The organism is Streptomyces sp. NPDC002889, from assembly GCF_042888425.1.
In the GTDB taxonomy this organism is placed as follows: domain Bacteria; phylum Actinomycetota; class Actinomycetes; order Streptomycetales; family Streptomycetaceae; genus Streptomyces.
Map to the genome: position 1 here is coordinate 158,280 of NZ_JBIAPT010000002.1, position 13,422 is coordinate 171,701.

Below are 13,422 nucleotides of genomic sequence, written 5' to 3' on the forward strand. Positions count from 1 at the left end.
CGGGATGCGGATCGCGGGGAGACGTACGACATCCGTCGGCAGGGCCGCTCGGCCTGTGTTCCTGGTCCACGAGCCGCCCCAGGGGCCACGAGCCGCCCCGGAAGCCGGCCTGCCGGGAGCCTGTCGGGGTCCCTTCCGGCCGGTCCCTCGGGCAGCCGTCTCAGTCGGCCAGGCGGAACGCCAGTTCCATCTCCCACTTCGACATGTCCGGCTCCTCCCGCGGGTCGGTCAGATACGACTCGATCCGGCCTGCCCAGTGCTCCACACCGTCGACGACGGTCATGTCCCATTCCAGGCCCTTGCGTGCCGCCCATGCGTGCACTGCCGTGATCACGTCGAACAGCTGGTCCGGGTGGCCGATATGGGTGACCGTCACATAGCGGCCGGCAGGCAGCACGGCGATACCGATGTCTCCCTCGGGCTCCGGCGCCGAGACGACGGGTACGCCCGCCTCGACCACCGACTCCCCGTCCATGTCGATGGTGTTGTAGCGGAAGAACGGGGGTCCGGCGAACTCCGCGCCGCGTGTGGTGAGCCAGCCGACGAGTTCGGGCAGCCGGTCGGCGATCGTGGCGAAGGAATCCATCCGCACGGAGCCGCGGACGTAGGCGTAGAGCTGTTCCCCGCGCTCGACGATGGTGGGCCGGATCTCCTGCATGTAACTCCTCATGACATCAAGGACCGTACGGGGGAAGGGAATTCATCGGAGGAGGCGCCGCGGCCGCCGGTTCAGTTCCCGGCGACGTCCTTCACCGCGACCGAGATCGGTACCGAACCGCTGATCAGTTCCAGCGTGAGTCCCACGGTGCCCGGGGACTCGACCATCTCCGCGAGCACCGCGGCGACATCGTCACGCGGTACCGTCCCCGGACCCGTCGACGCCGCCAGCTTCACCAGGCCGGTGCCTGCGTCGTTGGTCAGGGTTCCGGGGCGCAGAATCGTCCAGTCGAGGCCGGGCCGGGAGCGTACGTAGTCGTCCGCAGCGCCCTTCGCGCGCAGATACGCGTCGAAGACGCTGTCGCCCTCGTGGTCGGCGTCGGCGCCCATCGACGAGAGCACGATGTGGCGCCGTACACCCGTCCGTTCCGCCGCGTCGGCGAACAGCGCCGCGGCTCCTCGGTCCACGGTCTCCTTGCGCGCGATTCCGCTGCCCGGTCCCGCTCCCGCCGCGAAGACCGCGGCGCCTGCGCCCTGCAGCACTGCGGCGACCTGCTCCACGGACGCCGACTCCAGGTCCAGGTACACCGGTTCGGCCCCCGCGTCCCGCAGGTCGTCACCCTGCTTCGGATTGCGGATGATGCCCACGGGCTCGTGTCCGCGCGCCGAGAGCAGCCGCTCGAGACGGCGTGCGACCTGACCGTGTCCTCCAGCGATGACAATGCGCATGACTACGACGGTACGTCCGAACCGCAGCGTGCGCTCAGGGACCGCGTCAGCCCGGGTCAGGGGCCCGGGTCCGGCCGCCCCTGCCGCGGCAGTTCGAGCGCGACGGCCGCCGCCGAGTCGCAGTACTCGCGTACCGCGCTCGTACGGGCCACCACCCGCCCGCCATGGATGACGATCCGGCTGTACGCGAGGGAGAGCGCCCCGCCGATCCGTTCGCCGCGCACCGCGAGCAGCTCCGCGGGGAACCCGGCCTCGATCCGCACCTCGGGCAGCCCCATCACCTCCCGCGCGGCGCCGGCCACCACCCCGTAGGCGTCCAGCGGCCGCATCCCGCTCTGGGAGGCCAGCAGATACGCGGCCTCCAGCGGGTCGCCGCGGCCCACCGGGTTCGAGACGTCCCGCAGGGCCCCGCTGCCCGCCGCGACCCGCACGCCCGCCGCGCGCAACAGCCGTACCGGCGCGTTGCCGCGCTGTTCGACGCCCGCGCAGCCGCCCTGCGGCAGCGAGACGACCGTGACGCCGGCCGCCGCGAGCTGGTCGGCCGCCCGGGATGCCACCTCGCGCGGCAGCCGGGCGAGCCCCGCGCACGGCCCGATGGTCACGCCCTGCCGCAGCCCGCCGACCATGGCGGCCAGGCGCGCGATACGGGCCGGGTCGTCGCCGTGCGTATGCAGGTCGAGGGGGCAGCCCTGCTCCGCCGCTACCTCCAGGACGGCCTCGACGTAGCCGGCCGGATCCGGGTCGGCGTCCGGGCAGCCGCCCACCACTCCGGCGCCCATCTTGACCGCGTCCCGCAGCATCGCCAGTCCGTCGGCCCCGGCGAGGCCCGTCAGCAGCCGGGGCACGGCGACGGCGGTCAGATCGGCGAGACCGCGCAGGGAACGCCGTGCCTGCAGCACCGCCTCCAGCGGGCCGAGGCCCTGGACGTCGCCGATGCGGATGTGCGAGCGCAGGGCGGTCGCGCCGTGCCCGAGCTGCAGCAGCGCCGCCTCGGTGGCGCGGCGCTGGACGTCCTCGGTGGCGTAGGAGACCGGGCCGGGGGCATCCGCGGTGAGCGCGGTGTCCCCGTGGGCGTGGGGTTCTGCCGGGGCGGGGAGCAGCAGAAAGCCGGTCAGGTCCACCCGGGAGGAGTGCGGGGGGAGGCTGCCCGCCGTGCCGACCGCCTCGATGCGCCCGCCGCCCAGACGCACGTCGACGGTGCGGCCGTCCGTGAGCATGGCGCCACTGAGCAGCAGCACTGTGGTGTCCGCGGGCGTCCCCTCGGGGGGCTGCGGCTGGCTGTCGGGCATCGCGCTCCTGCGTGGGGCGGTGGGGCTCCTGCGGCGCTCGCGCGACGCTCGGGCGGCGTGAGACCGGAAAAGATCACGCAGCGTAAGTCGAGCCTAGGGGCGGTCGGAGTGCGCTTCGAGGAGGAGCGCAATAGTCGTACCGGCGGGGTCGCCAGTGGCGCACGGGGCGGACGGGGCGTCGCCGGAGGAACGTCCCCAACGGGCGTGTGGCGGCGGGGTGACGGCGAGGCGACGGGCGCGGTGCGCGGGCCGGACTGCGGGGCCGGGCAGCGGCCGGGCGAGGGCCGGGAAACGGATTTGGGCGAACGGCAGCCGACCGTGTAATGTCTTCATCGCTCGCCCCAATAGCTCAGTCGGCAGAGCGTCTCCATGGTAAGGAGAAGGTCTACGGTTCGATTCCGTATTGGGGCTCTGATGTTGGATGATCCTCGTCTTCGGGCGAGGGGATCCGACATCGAAGCGGTGTAGCTCAGTCGGTAGAGCAAGCGGCTCATAATCGCTGTGTCACCGGTTCAAGTCCGGTCACCGCTACACACAGTAGCCGATTGTGGGGTCGGTCCTCCGATCGGCTACTCTTTTATGCGTTCATCCGTCAACCGTCCGTCCAAGGAGCACTCACGTGGCTGCCACCGACGTCCGCCCGAAGATCACGCTGGCCTGCGTGGAGTGCAAGGAGCGGAACTACATCACCAAGAAGAACCGGCGCAACAACCCGGACCGTCTTGAGATGAAGAAGCACTGCCCGCGCTGCAACTCGCACACGGCGCACCGCGAAACGCGCTAGTTATCAGGCTCGTATACGAGGCCGTCCCCGTTGGGGGCGGCCTCGTGTCGTTTGTGTTGTGGTCAATCCAGCAGGAGGGAGCCAGTCCATGGCGCTCGACCAGTCCTTCGTGGGGCGGACCTATCCGCCCACCGAGCCCTATGAGGTGGGCCGGGAAAAGATCCGCGAGTTCGCCGAGGCGGTGGGTGACGCGAATCCCGCGTACACCGATCCCGATGTCGCCAAGGAGCTCGGCCACTGCGATGTGATCGCTCCGCCGACTTTCGCCTTTGCGATCACCTTCAAGGCGGCCGAGCAGGTTATTCAGGATCCGCAGTTGGGACTGGACTACGACCGGGTGGTGCACGGCGACCAGAAATTCGCGTACGCGCGCCCGCTGAGGGCGGGCGACCGGCTGACGGTCACCTCGATCATCGAGGCCATCAAGTCCCTTGCGGGCAACGACATCGTGGACATCCGTGGCGAGGTGCACGACGAGGCCGGTGAGCTCGTGGTGACGGCCTGGACGAAGCTGGTGGCGCGCGCCGCCGCCGAGGAGGCGTGATGGCAGCGAAGATCTCTTACGCGGATGTCGAGGTCGGCACGGAACTGCCGGCGCAGAGTTTTCCTGTGACACGCGCCACGCTGGTGCGGTACGCGGGCGCGTCGGGCGACTTCAACCCGATCCACTGGAACGAGAAGTTCGCCGTCGAGGTGGGTCTTCCGGATGTGATCGCGCACGGCATGTTCACCATGGCCGAGGCGGTACGTGTGGTGACGGACTGGGCCGGCGACCCGGGCGCCGTCGTGGAGTACGGCGTGCGCTTCACCAAGCCCGTCGTCGTTCCCAACGACGACCAGGGCGCGCTGATCGAGGTGAGAGGCAAGGTTGCGGTCAAGCTCGACGACAACCGGGTGCGCGTCGACCTGACGGCGACGAGCGCGGGCCAGAAGGTGCTCGGCATGTCCCGCGCGGTGGTTCAGCTCGCCTGAGTCACGCGATGTGTGAGGGGCGCCCCTTCCTCAGGAGCGCCCCTTGCGGCGTGTTTCTCAGGAGCGCCCCCTACGGCGTTCCACGGCTGTTGACTTATTTAGTGATTGGCCACTAACTTGGCTCCATGGCCAGGATGACTGCAGATGAGCGACGCGAGAGCGTCATCCGCGCCGCGATCACCGAGTTCGCGCGTGGTGGGTACGACGGCACGTCCACCGAGGTGATCGCCAAGCGCGTCGGTGTCTCGCAGCCGTATCTCTTCCGGCTCTTCCCGAGCAAGCAGGCCATCTTCCTCGCCGCGGCGTGGCGGTGCCTGGAGGACACCCGGCACGTGTTCCGGGAAGCTGCGGACGGGCTGGAGGGCGAGGAGGCCCTGCACTCGATGGCCGCCGCCTATCAGCGTCTCATCGCCGACGACCCCGAGAAGCTGCTGATGCAGATGCAGATGTACGTCGCTGTGGCGGCGGCGGAGGCGGCGGGCGACCACGAGTTCGGGGAGCTGATCCGAGCCGGCTGGCTGGAGCTGTGGGACTCCATCCATCTGAGTCTCGGGGCGGACGTGGACGAGACCACGACCTTCCTTGCCTACGGGATGCTCATCAACGTCCTTGTCTCTCTGGGATTCCCCCCCGGTCACCGGATCTGGTCGGGTTTCTACATCTCAGCGCGCCGCGCCGAGGAGTGAGGTGTTCGTGCGCGCGGTTCCGTGCCTTCTTTTTGCCCGTGAAAGTTAGTCATCGATAACTAACCCTCCTGGGGGAGAAATGCATCAGCAGACAGCCCCGCGGCCCGGTGCTGCAGCCTGGGCCCTGGTCATCACCAGCGTCGCCGGTTTCATGGCGGCTCTCGACAACCTCGTCGTCACGACCGCCCTCCCCTCCATCCGCGAGGACCTCGGCGGGGCACTGGAAGAGCTGGAATGGACGGTGAGTGCGTACACGCTCACCTTCGCTGTCCTGCTGATGCTCGGTGCGGCGCTCGGCGACCGCTTCGGCCGGCGCAGGCTCTTCATCGTCGGACTGACGGTCTTCACCGGCGCCTCCGCCGCGGCCGCCCTGGCCTCCGGCATCGACGCCCTCATCGCCGCCCGCGCCGTGCAGGGCGTCGGCGCCGCGATCATGATGCCGCTCACCCTGACCCTGCTCACCGCGGCCGTCCCCGCCGCCCGCCGCGGCGCCGCCCTCGGCATCTTCAGCGCCGTCGGCGGCCTCGCCGTCGCCAGCGGCCCGCTCATCGGCGGCACCCTCACCGAGCACATCTCGTGGCAGTGGATCTTCTGGCTCAACGTGCCGATCGGCCTGGTCCTGCTGCCGCTCGCCCGGCTGCGCCTGGACGAGTCGTACGCCCCGAACGCCCGCCTCGACATCCCCGGCACCCTGCTCGTCAGCGCCGGCCTGTTCGGCATCGTCTACGCCCTGGTCAACGGCCAGGCGGACGGCTGGAGCAGCACGCCGATCCTGGGCGGCCTGATCGCGGGCACCGTGCTGCTCATCACCTTCGTATGGCACGGCTCCACGGCCAAGAACCCCATGCTGCCGATGCGGCTCTTCCGGCACCGCGCCTTCTTCGGGATCAATGTCGCGAGCCTGCTGATGTTCCTCGGCATGTTCGGCTCGATCTTCCTGCTCAGCCAGTTCCTGCAGGGGGTCGCCGGCTACTCGCCCACCGAGGCCGGCCTGCGGATGCTCCCCTGGACCGGCATGCCGCTGATCGTCGCGCCCATCGCCGGCTATCTCTCCGACCGGATCGGCGGCCGTCCGGTCGTCGCGACGGGCCTCGCCCTCCAGGCGGTGGGGCTCGGGCTCTTCGCCCTGGTCCTCGAACCGGGTGTGTCGTACGCGACACAGCTCCCGGGCCTGATCCTGAGCGGCATCGGCATGGCGCTCTACTTCGCCCCGGCTGCCAGTGTGGTCATGTCCAGCGTCCGGCCGGCCGAGCAGGGCATCGCCTCCGGCGCGAACAACGCCCTGCGCGAAGTCGGCGGGGCCCTCGGCATCGCCGTGCTCGGCGCGGTCTTCGCGGCCCGCGGCGGTTACGAGTCGGCCGACGCGTTCACCGACGGCACCGTCCCGGCGCTCTGGATCGGCGCCGCGGTCGTGGCGGTCGCGGCGCTGACCGCGCTGCTGATACCGGGTGGCAGGACCACTCCGGCCGGGCCCGGGACCGTGGTCGCCACCGGCGGGGCGGCGGACGAGCGCAAGCGGGTCACGGTCTGAGAGCCACCGGGGCCGCCGGTGCCGGTACGAGTGTCGTACCGGCACCGGCACCCGGCGTACGGGGCGGGGCCCGACCAGCCGTGGCCCCGTGGGAGCGGCGGGCCTCGGACCGTACCCTTGTCCCCGTGCAGGAACTCCATGACGCCCCCCTCGCCCCCCTGACCACCTTCCGGCTCGGCGGCCCCGCGACCCGACTCGTCACGGCGACCACCGACGACGAGGTGGTCGCCGCCGTGCGGGAGGCGGACGGCGCCGGAACGCCGCTGCTGATCATCGGTGGCGGCAGCAACCTGGTCATCGGCGACAAGGGCTTCGACGGCACCGCCCTGCGCATCGCGACCCGCGGCTTCGAGCAGACCGGGACCCGGCTCGAACTGGCCGCCGGAGAGGTCTGGACGGACGCGGTCGCCCGCACGGTGGACGCGGGCCTCGCCGGCATCGAGTGCCTGGCGGGCATCCCCGGCTCGGCCGGCGCCACCCCGATCCAGAACGTCGGTGCGTACGGCCAGGAGGTGTCCAGCACCATCACCGAGGTGGTCGCCTACGACCGCTCGACGGGGGAGACGGTCACACTCTCCAACGCCGAGTGCGGCCTCTCCTACCGGCACAGTCGCTTCAAGCAGCACCCCGACCGCTTCGTCGTGCTCCGCGTCCGTTTCGAGCTGGAGGACGCGGGCGGGCTGTCCGCGCCCGTGAGGTACGCCGAGACGGCCCGTGTGCTCGGCGTCGAGGTCGGCGACCGCGTCCCTGCCGCCACCGCGCGCGAGACGGTCCTCGGCCTGCGGGCGGGCAAGGGCATGGTGCTCGACCCCGAGGACCACGACACATGGTCGGCCGGGTCCTTCTTCACCAATCCGATCCTCGGCGCGGCCGACTACGAGGCCTTCCTCGGGCGCGTTCGCGAGCGGCTCGGCGAGGACGTCGCTCCGCCCGCGTTCCCGGCGGGGGACGGCCGCACCAAGACCTCGGCCGCCTGGCTGATCGACAAGGCCGGTTTCACCAAGGGCTACGGCTCCGGCCCGGCGCGTATCTCCACCAAGCACACGCTCGCCCTCACCAACCGTGGCGAGGCCACCACCGAGGATCTGCTGGCACTGGCGCGTGAGGTGGTCGCCGGGGTGCGTGACGCCTTCGGGGTGACCCTGGTCAACGAGCCGGTGACGGTCGGCGTCAGCCTCTGACCGGACGCGGTCTCAGTACGCCACGCCGACGCCCTGCTTGAGCGTCGCCGGGTCGCCGGCCATCGCGAGCATCGCGTGGGCCACATCCGCGCGCCCGATGGTCCTGCCGCTAGGCGGATTGCCGCCGACCGACTTCCGGTAGTTGCCCGTCAGCGGCCTGTCCAGCAGCCTCGGTGGACGTACCGCCGTCCAGTCCGTGGCGCTGCGGGCCAGCTCGCGCTCCATGGTCCGCAGATCGTCGTAGACGTCCTTCAGGACGGCGTTGATCACGGACAGCACCGCGCGGTCGAACAGTGGCTCGCGCCCCGGAGCACGCCCCAGCGGGGCGGCGCTGACCACCAGTAGGCGGCGGGTGCCCTCCGCCTCCATGGCCCCCAGCACCGAGCGCGTCAGCTCGGACGCGATCCCGGCGTCGGCGCGCCTGCGGGCGCCGAGGCCGGAAAAGACCGCGTCCCGCCCGGCAACGGCGGGACGCAGGGCCTGCGGATCCGAGAGGTCGGAGCGGAACACCTCGAGCCGCTCACCGGTCACGCCCAACCGGGCCGGGTCGCGCACCACGGCCGTGACCTGATGGCCCGATGCCAGCGCCTGCCGGACGATCTCCTGGCCGATGCCGCCGGTCGCTCCGAACACGGTGAGCTTCATGGCACGCCCTCCTAAGGTGGGTAAGTATTCACTCACCCCTAGGGTGAGTGGACACTCACTCGCCCGTCAAGCTCATCGGGAGCATGCATGCAGCAGAAGCCGACCCGGGTACGCATCGTCGACGCCGCCCGTGAACTCATGCTCTCCCTCGGCCTCGCCCGTACCACCACGAAGGAGATCGCGAAGGCCGCCGGCTGCTCCGAAGCCGCGCTCTACAAGCACTTCGCGAACAAGGAGGAGCTGTTCGTGACCGTGCTCAACGAACGGCTGCCGAAACTCGGCCCGCTGCTGACCGGGCTCGTCATCGACTCCGGCGGCCGCAGCGTCGAGGAGAACCTCACCGAGATCGCCCGGCAGGCCGCGCTCTTCTACGAGCAGACGTTCCCGATGGCCGCGTCGCTGTACGCCGAGCCCCAGCTCAAGCGCCGCCACGAAGAGGTCATGCGGGAGCTGAACACCGGCCCGCACAAGCCGATCCAGGGCCTGGACGCCTATCTGCGCGCCGAACAGGGGGCGGGCCGCATCAGCCAGGACGCGGACACCTACGCGGCCGCGTCCCTGCTCCTGGGTGCCTGCGTCCAGCGCGCGTTCGCCTACGAGACGGCCGAGGGCCGCAAGCCTCCCCAGCCTCTCGGCGAGTTCGCCGCGGCTCTCGCCCATACGTTGCTGGGCGGAATCTCCGTCGCCGAGGAGTCGCACCGACCCTGACCGGGGTGCGACGACCCGACCCGGTGCACGTCAGCCGGCCGGGCCGGCCAGCCAGTCGTCGATCCCGGCCAGCAACTTGGCGCGTTCCTGCTCCGGGGCCGCCGATGCCCGCACGGAATGCCGTGCCAGCTCGGCCAGCTCCGCGTCGGTGAATCCGTGGTGCCTGCGTGCGAAGTCGTACTGGGCAGCGAGCCGCGAGCCGAACAGCAGCGGGTCGTCCGCGCCGAGTGCCATCGGCACCCCCGCGTCGTACAGCGTCCGCAGTGGTACGTCCTCCGGCTTCTCGTACACCCCGAGGGCCACGTTCGACGCCGGGCACACTTCGCAGGTGACCCCTCTCTCGGCGAGCCTGCGCAGCAGTCTCGGGTCCTCGGCCGCCCGCACCCCGTGGCCGATGCGCGAGGCGTGCAGATCGTCCAGGCAGTCGCGTACGGAGGCGGGGCCGGTCAGCTCGCCGCCGTGCGGCGCGGCCAGCAGGCCGCCGTCGCGGGCGATGGCGAAGGCGCGGTCGAAGTCGCGCGCCATGCCCCGGCGCTCGTCGTTGGAGAGCCCGAAGCCCACGACGCCCCGGTCCGCGTAGCGCACAGCGAGTCTGGCCAGCGTGCGGGCGTCCAGCGGATGCTTCATGCGGTTCGCCGCCACCAGCACCCGCATCCCGAGCCCGGTGTCGCGCGCGGCGCGCTCCACGGCGTCCAGGATGGTCTCCAGGGCCGGGATGAGGCCGCCCAGCATCGGTGCGTAGGAGGTCGGGTCGACCTGGATCTCCAGCCATCCCGAGCCGTCCTTCACGTCCTCCTCGGCGGCCTCGCGCACCAGGCGCTGGATGTCCTCGGGACTGCGCAGGCAGGAGCGCGCGATGTCGTAGAGCCGCTGGAAGCGGAACCAGCCGCGCTCGTCGGTCGCGCGCAGCTTGGGCGGCTCGCCACCGGTCAGTGCCTCGGGCAGATGGACGCCGTACTTGTCGGCCAGCTCGAGGAGCGTGGTGGGCCGCATGGACCCGGTGAAATGCAGATGCAGATGGGCCTTGGGCAGCAGCTTCACATCGCGGGAGTCCGGGGGGTTCGGGGGGTCTTCCCCTGTAGAGGCCAGCATTCGAAGATCCTGCCGCACCGGCCCGCCGCGCGGCAGCCCCTTTCCCCGATCGGGTTCTTGCCCGAACGAAGAAACGGCAACGGGCTCCCGGCCGCGGCCGGGAGCCCGTCACACCTGTTCGGTCGGCCGGGTGGCTCAGTCGCGAGCCTCGGCCAGCAGCTTCTGCAGCCGCGAGACGCCCTCGACCAGGTCCTCGTCGCCCAGCGCGTACGACAGCCGCAGATAGCCCGGCGTACCGAAGGCCTCGCCCGGTACGACCGCCACCTCGGCCTCGTCCAGGATCAGGGCGGCCAGTTCCACCGAGGTCTGCGGACGCTTGCCGCGGATCTCCTTGCCGAGCAGCGGCTTCACGGAGGGGTACACGTAGAACGCGCCCTCGGGCTCGGGGCAGAGCACGCCGTCGATCTCGTTGAGCATCCGCACGATTGTCTGGCGGCGGCGGTCGAAGGCGGCACGCATCTCGGCGACCGCGTCGAGGCTGCCGGAAACGGCGGCCAGTGCCGCGACCTGCGCGACGTTCGAGACGTTCGAGGTGGCGTGCGACTGCAGGTTGGTCGCGGCCTTGACGACGTCCTTGGGGCCGATGAGCCACCCCACACGCCAACCCGTCATGGCATAGGTCTTGGCCACACCGTTGACCACGATGCACTTGTCGCGCAGCTCGGGTACGAGGGCCGGCAGCGAGGTGAACGTGGCGTCGCCGTACACCAGGTGCTCGTAGATCTCATCGGTCAGCACCCACAGACCGTGCTCCAGGGCCCAGCGGCCGATCGCCTCGGCGTCGTCCCGGCTGTAGACGGCACCGGTCGGGTTGGACGGGGAGACGAAGAGGACCACCTTGGTCTTCTCCGTGCGAGCGGCCTCCAGCTGCTCCACGGAGACCCGGTAGCCGGTGGTCTCGTCGGCGACGACATCGACCGGGACACCGCCCGCGAGCCGGATCGACTCCGGGTAGGTCGTCCAGTACGGGGCGGGGACGATGACCTCGTCGCCCGGGTCCAGGATCGCAGCGAACGCCTCGTAGATCGCCTGCTTGCCGCCGTTGGTCACCAGGACCTCGGCGGGGTCGACCTGGTAGCCGGAGTCGCGCAGCGTCTTGTCGGCGATGGCCTTCTTCAGCTCGGGCAGGCCGCCGGCCGGTGTGTAGCGGTGGTACTTGGGGTTGCGGCACGCCTCGACGGCGGCCTCGACGATGTAGTCGGGGGTCGGGAAGTCCGGCTCACCCGCGCCGAAGCCGATCACCGGACGCCCGGCGGCCTTGAGAGCCTTGGCCTTGGCGTCGACGGCGAGGGTCGCGGACTCGGAGATCGCGCCGATGCGCGCGGAGACCCGGCGCTCGGTGGGAGAGGTTGCAGCGCTCATGCGGCCCATGGTCCCAGACACCGATCGGAGCGGGTACACAGGTTTCGAGGACCGGACAATCCCGGTCAGGAGTGGTCCGCCGGGGCCGTGTTCGACGCCGGGCCTGGGAACACGTACACTCACTCGTCGTTGGGCCTCACCAGCCGCAACCGTCACGCACACTCCGTGCAGCCGGTCGGATGCGGTAGGTTGGGGAAACCACAAAGGGTCGTAGCTCAATTGGTAGAGCACTGGTCTCCAAAACCAGCGGTTGGGGGTTCAAGTCCCTCCGGCCCTGCTACACACACCTTCGCCAGGCTGTGTGCGCATGTACGTACATCACTGCATCGCCGTGCGGCTCCACCGGGCGCGGCACGGCCACGACCCGGGAATCAGGTGAAAGATCGTGACGGACGCCGTAGGCTCCATCGACATGCCTGATGCCGAGAACGAGACGCAGGAGTCGAGGAAGCCCCGCAAGGGCGGAAAGCGTGGCAAAAAGGGCCCGCTCGGCCGTCTCGGGCTTTTCTACCGCCAGATCATCGCCGAGCTGCGCAAGGTCGTCTGGCCCACTCGCAGCCAGCTGACGACCTACACCACAGTGGTGATTGTCTTCGTAGTCGTCATGATCGGCCTTGTGACCGTGATTGACTATGGCTTCCAGGAAGCCGTCAAGTACGTCTTCGGCTGATCCGCGGAGGGCGCCGTAAATCGGCGCCCCTTTCGCATGTTCCACCCCATCTGTATCCAGGAAGAAGCAGCCACCGTGTCTGACCCGAACCTGAACGACGCCGCCGAGGCCGGCGAGAGCTTCGAGTCCGTTGAGGACGAGCTCGACATCGTCGAGGCGGCGGACGCTGTGGACCCGGACCAGGCTGAAACTGCCGACGCCGCCGACGAGCCGGCCGAGGTAGCTGCCGTACACGTCGAGGACGAGGCCATCGCACTCGCCGAGGGCGACGAGGACGAGGTCGCCGAGGACGAGGCCGCCGCCGCTGCCGTCGAGGAGGCCGAAGAGGCCGCCGAGGGTGCCGGCGAAGAGCCCGAGGCCCCGGTCGACCCGATCGCCGCGCTCCGCGACGAGCTGCGTGGTCTGCCCGGCGAGTGGTACGTGATCCACACCTATGCCGGCTACGAGAAGCGCGTGAAGGCGAATCTCGAGCAGCGCGCCGTCTCGCTGAACGTCGAGGACTTCATCTACCAGGCCGAGGTGCCCGAGGAAGAGATCGTCCAGATCAAGAACGGCGAGCGCAAGAATGTCCGACAGAACAAGCTCCCCGGCTATGTCCTGGTGCGCATGGACCTGACGAACGAGTCCTGGGGCGTGGTGCGCAACACCCCGGGTGTCACCGGCTTCGTCGGCAACGCCTACGACCCGTACCCGCTGACCCTGGACGAGATCGTCAAGATGCTCGCCCCGGAGGCCGAGGAGAAGGCCGCCCGCGAGGCCGCCGAGGCCGAGGGCAAGCCCGCTCCGGCGCGCAAGGTCGAGGTCCAGGTGCTGGACTTCGAGGTCGGCGACTCGGTCACGGTCACCGACGGCCCGTTCGCGACGCTGCAGGCCACGATCAACGAGATCAACGCCGACTCGAAGAAGGTCAAGGGCCTCGTCGAGATCTTCGGCCGCGAGACCCCGGTCGAGCTGAGCTTCGACCAGATCCAGAAGAACTAGCTCCGGCTCCTTCTGGAACATACGCCTCCGAACAGGTCAGATCGGCTCTCGCTGCCGCTCTGACCTGCTCGGTTTTTGGCCGCGCAGCTATACCCGTTATCGTTGTGCGGTATGCCTCCATCCGGATGACCGGGT

15 protein-coding genes and 3 tRNA genes are annotated in these 13,422 nt (G+C 70.1%); 12 read left to right on the forward strand and 6 right to left on the reverse strand.

Annotation, left to right across the window (positions count from 1 at the left end; translation table 11 throughout):
• Positions 1–160 precede the first annotated feature (160 nt).
• From ACFYWI_RS03555 to ACFYWI_RS03565, 3 genes are all read right to left on the reverse strand, one after another.
• Positions 161–658, reverse strand: coding sequence for a GyrI-like domain-containing protein (locus ACFYWI_RS03555; RefSeq protein ID WP_389224724.1), 498 nt, complete (start codon positions 656–658; stop codon positions 161–163).
• Between the two features lie 71 nt (positions 659–729).
• Positions 730–1,386, reverse strand: a complete 657-nt coding sequence (locus tag ACFYWI_RS03560; RefSeq protein WP_389224726.1) for an NAD(P)H-binding protein — start codon at positions 1,384–1,386, stop codon at positions 730–732.
• Between the two features lie 56 nt (positions 1,387–1,442).
• A complete protein-coding gene (locus ACFYWI_RS03565; protein ID WP_389224728.1) occupies positions 1,443–2,675 on the reverse strand; it encodes an amidohydrolase family protein in 1,233 nt (410 codons plus the stop codon).
• A gap of 338 nt (positions 2,676–3,013) precedes the next feature.
• Here ACFYWI_RS03565 and ACFYWI_RS03570 point away from each other — a divergent pair.
• The 8 genes from ACFYWI_RS03570 to ACFYWI_RS03605 all read left to right on the forward strand — a co-directional run bounded on the left by ACFYWI_RS03570 (position 3,014) and on the right by ACFYWI_RS03605 (position 7,829).
• Positions 3,014–3,086: transfer RNA gene (locus ACFYWI_RS03570), tRNA-Thr, on the forward strand.
• Between the two features lie 47 nt (positions 3,087–3,133).
• Positions 3,134–3,206 (forward strand) — tRNA-Met (locus ACFYWI_RS03575).
• Positions 3,207–3,294: 88 nt separating this feature from the next.
• A complete protein-coding gene (rpmG, locus tag ACFYWI_RS03580) occupies positions 3,295–3,459 on the forward strand; it encodes a 50S ribosomal protein L33 (protein ID WP_003956487.1) in 165 nt (54 codons plus the stop codon).
• An 88-nt stretch (positions 3,460–3,547) separates the two neighbouring features.
• Positions 3,548–4,003, forward strand: a complete 456-nt coding sequence (locus tag ACFYWI_RS03585) for a MaoC family dehydratase N-terminal domain-containing protein (RefSeq protein WP_389224730.1) — start codon at positions 3,548–3,550, stop codon at positions 4,001–4,003.
• A complete protein-coding gene (locus ACFYWI_RS03590; protein ID WP_389224732.1) occupies positions 4,003–4,431 on the forward strand; it encodes a MaoC family dehydratase in 429 nt (142 codons plus the stop codon). The genes ACFYWI_RS03585 and ACFYWI_RS03590 overlap by 1 nt, the downstream gene beginning before the upstream one ends.
• Positions 4,432–4,556: 125 nt before the next feature.
• Complete coding sequence (locus ACFYWI_RS03595) at positions 4,557–5,117, forward strand: TetR/AcrR family transcriptional regulator (protein WP_389224734.1); 561 nt, start codon at positions 4,557–4,559, stop codon at positions 5,115–5,117.
• A 79-nt stretch (positions 5,118–5,196) separates the two neighbouring features.
• Entirely contained in the window at positions 5,197–6,648 is a 1,452-nt protein-coding gene (locus ACFYWI_RS03600; protein ID WP_389224736.1) for a DHA2 family efflux MFS transporter permease subunit, read from the forward strand.
• A gap of 125 nt (positions 6,649–6,773) precedes the next feature.
• Entirely contained in the window at positions 6,774–7,829 is a 1,056-nt protein-coding gene (locus tag ACFYWI_RS03605; RefSeq protein ID WP_389224738.1) for a UDP-N-acetylmuramate dehydrogenase, read from the forward strand.
• 12 nt (positions 7,830–7,841) lie between these two features.
• On the opposite strand, the gene ACFYWI_RS03610 is transcribed toward ACFYWI_RS03605, so the two are convergent.
• Complete coding sequence (locus ACFYWI_RS03610; protein WP_389224740.1) at positions 7,842–8,474, reverse strand: NAD(P)-dependent oxidoreductase; 633 nt, start codon at positions 8,472–8,474, stop codon at positions 7,842–7,844.
• Positions 8,475–8,561: 87 nt separating this feature from the next.
• Between ACFYWI_RS03610 and ACFYWI_RS03615 the strand changes: the two genes are divergently transcribed.
• Positions 8,562–9,182, forward strand: coding sequence for a TetR/AcrR family transcriptional regulator (locus ACFYWI_RS03615; protein WP_389224742.1), 621 nt, complete (start codon positions 8,562–8,564; stop codon positions 9,180–9,182).
• Between the two features lie 30 nt (positions 9,183–9,212).
• Here the strand turns inward: ACFYWI_RS03615 and ACFYWI_RS03620 are convergent, their stop codons facing one another.
• Positions 9,213–10,274: an adenosine deaminase gene (locus ACFYWI_RS03620; protein ID WP_389224744.1), complete on the reverse strand. Its 1,062-nt coding sequence runs from the start codon at positions 10,272–10,274 to the stop codon at positions 9,213–9,215.
• Positions 10,275–10,409: 135 nt separating this feature from the next.
• Positions 10,410–11,636, reverse strand: coding sequence for a pyridoxal phosphate-dependent aminotransferase (locus tag ACFYWI_RS03625; protein ID WP_389224746.1), 1,227 nt, complete (start codon positions 11,634–11,636; stop codon positions 10,410–10,412).
• Between the two features lie 204 nt (positions 11,637–11,840).
• On the opposite strand from ACFYWI_RS03625, the gene ACFYWI_RS03630 reads away from it, so the two are divergent.
• The 3 genes from ACFYWI_RS03630 (at position 11,841) to nusG (ending at position 13,287) form a co-directional block, all read left to right on the forward strand.
• Positions 11,841–11,913: transfer RNA gene (locus tag ACFYWI_RS03630), tRNA-Trp, on the forward strand.
• 108 nt (positions 11,914–12,021) lie between these two features.
• On the forward strand, positions 12,022–12,306 hold the full coding sequence (gene secE / locus ACFYWI_RS03635; RefSeq protein WP_389224748.1) for a preprotein translocase subunit SecE: 285 nt from the start codon (positions 12,022–12,024) through the stop codon (positions 12,304–12,306).
• Positions 12,307–12,381: 75 nt separating this feature from the next.
• Positions 12,382–13,287, forward strand: a complete 906-nt coding sequence (gene nusG / locus ACFYWI_RS03640) for a transcription termination/antitermination protein NusG (protein ID WP_389224750.1) — start codon at positions 12,382–12,384, stop codon at positions 13,285–13,287.
• Positions 13,288–13,422 lie beyond the last annotated feature (135 nt).

Bases quoted from the DNA above. Each gene is read 5' to 3' on its own strand.
- ACFYWI_RS03555 (WP_389224724.1), bottom strand. From the start codon at position 658: ATGCAGGAGATCCGGCCCACCATCGTCGAGCGCGGGGAACAGCTCTAC.
- ACFYWI_RS03560 (WP_389224726.1), bottom strand. From the start codon at position 1,386: ATGCGCATTGTCATCGCTGGAGGACACGGTCAGGTCGCACGCCGTCTC.
- ACFYWI_RS03565 (WP_389224728.1), bottom strand. From the start codon at position 2,675: ATGCCCGACAGCCAGCCGCAGCCCCCCGAGGGGACGCCCGCGGACACC.
- ACFYWI_RS03585 (WP_389224730.1), top strand. From the start codon at position 3,548: ATGGCGCTCGACCAGTCCTTCGTGGGGCGGACCTATCCGCCCACCGAG.
- ACFYWI_RS03590 (WP_389224732.1), top strand. From the start codon at position 4,003: ATGGCAGCGAAGATCTCTTACGCGGATGTCGAGGTCGGCACGGAACTG.
- ACFYWI_RS03595 (WP_389224734.1), top strand. From the start codon at position 4,557: ATGGCCAGGATGACTGCAGATGAGCGACGCGAGAGCGTCATCCGCGCC.
- ACFYWI_RS03600 (WP_389224736.1), top strand. From the start codon at position 5,197: ATGCATCAGCAGACAGCCCCGCGGCCCGGTGCTGCAGCCTGGGCCCTG.
- ACFYWI_RS03610 (WP_389224740.1), bottom strand. From the start codon at position 8,474: ATGAAGCTCACCGTGTTCGGAGCGACCGGCGGCATCGGCCAGGAGATC.
- ACFYWI_RS03615 (WP_389224742.1), top strand. From the start codon at position 8,562: ATGCAGCAGAAGCCGACCCGGGTACGCATCGTCGACGCCGCCCGTGAA.
- ACFYWI_RS03620 (WP_389224744.1), bottom strand. From the start codon at position 10,274: ATGCTGGCCTCTACAGGGGAAGACCCCCCGAACCCCCCGGACTCCCGC.
- ACFYWI_RS03625 (WP_389224746.1), bottom strand. From the start codon at position 11,636: ATGAGCGCTGCAACCTCTCCCACCGAGCGCCGGGTCTCCGCGCGCATC.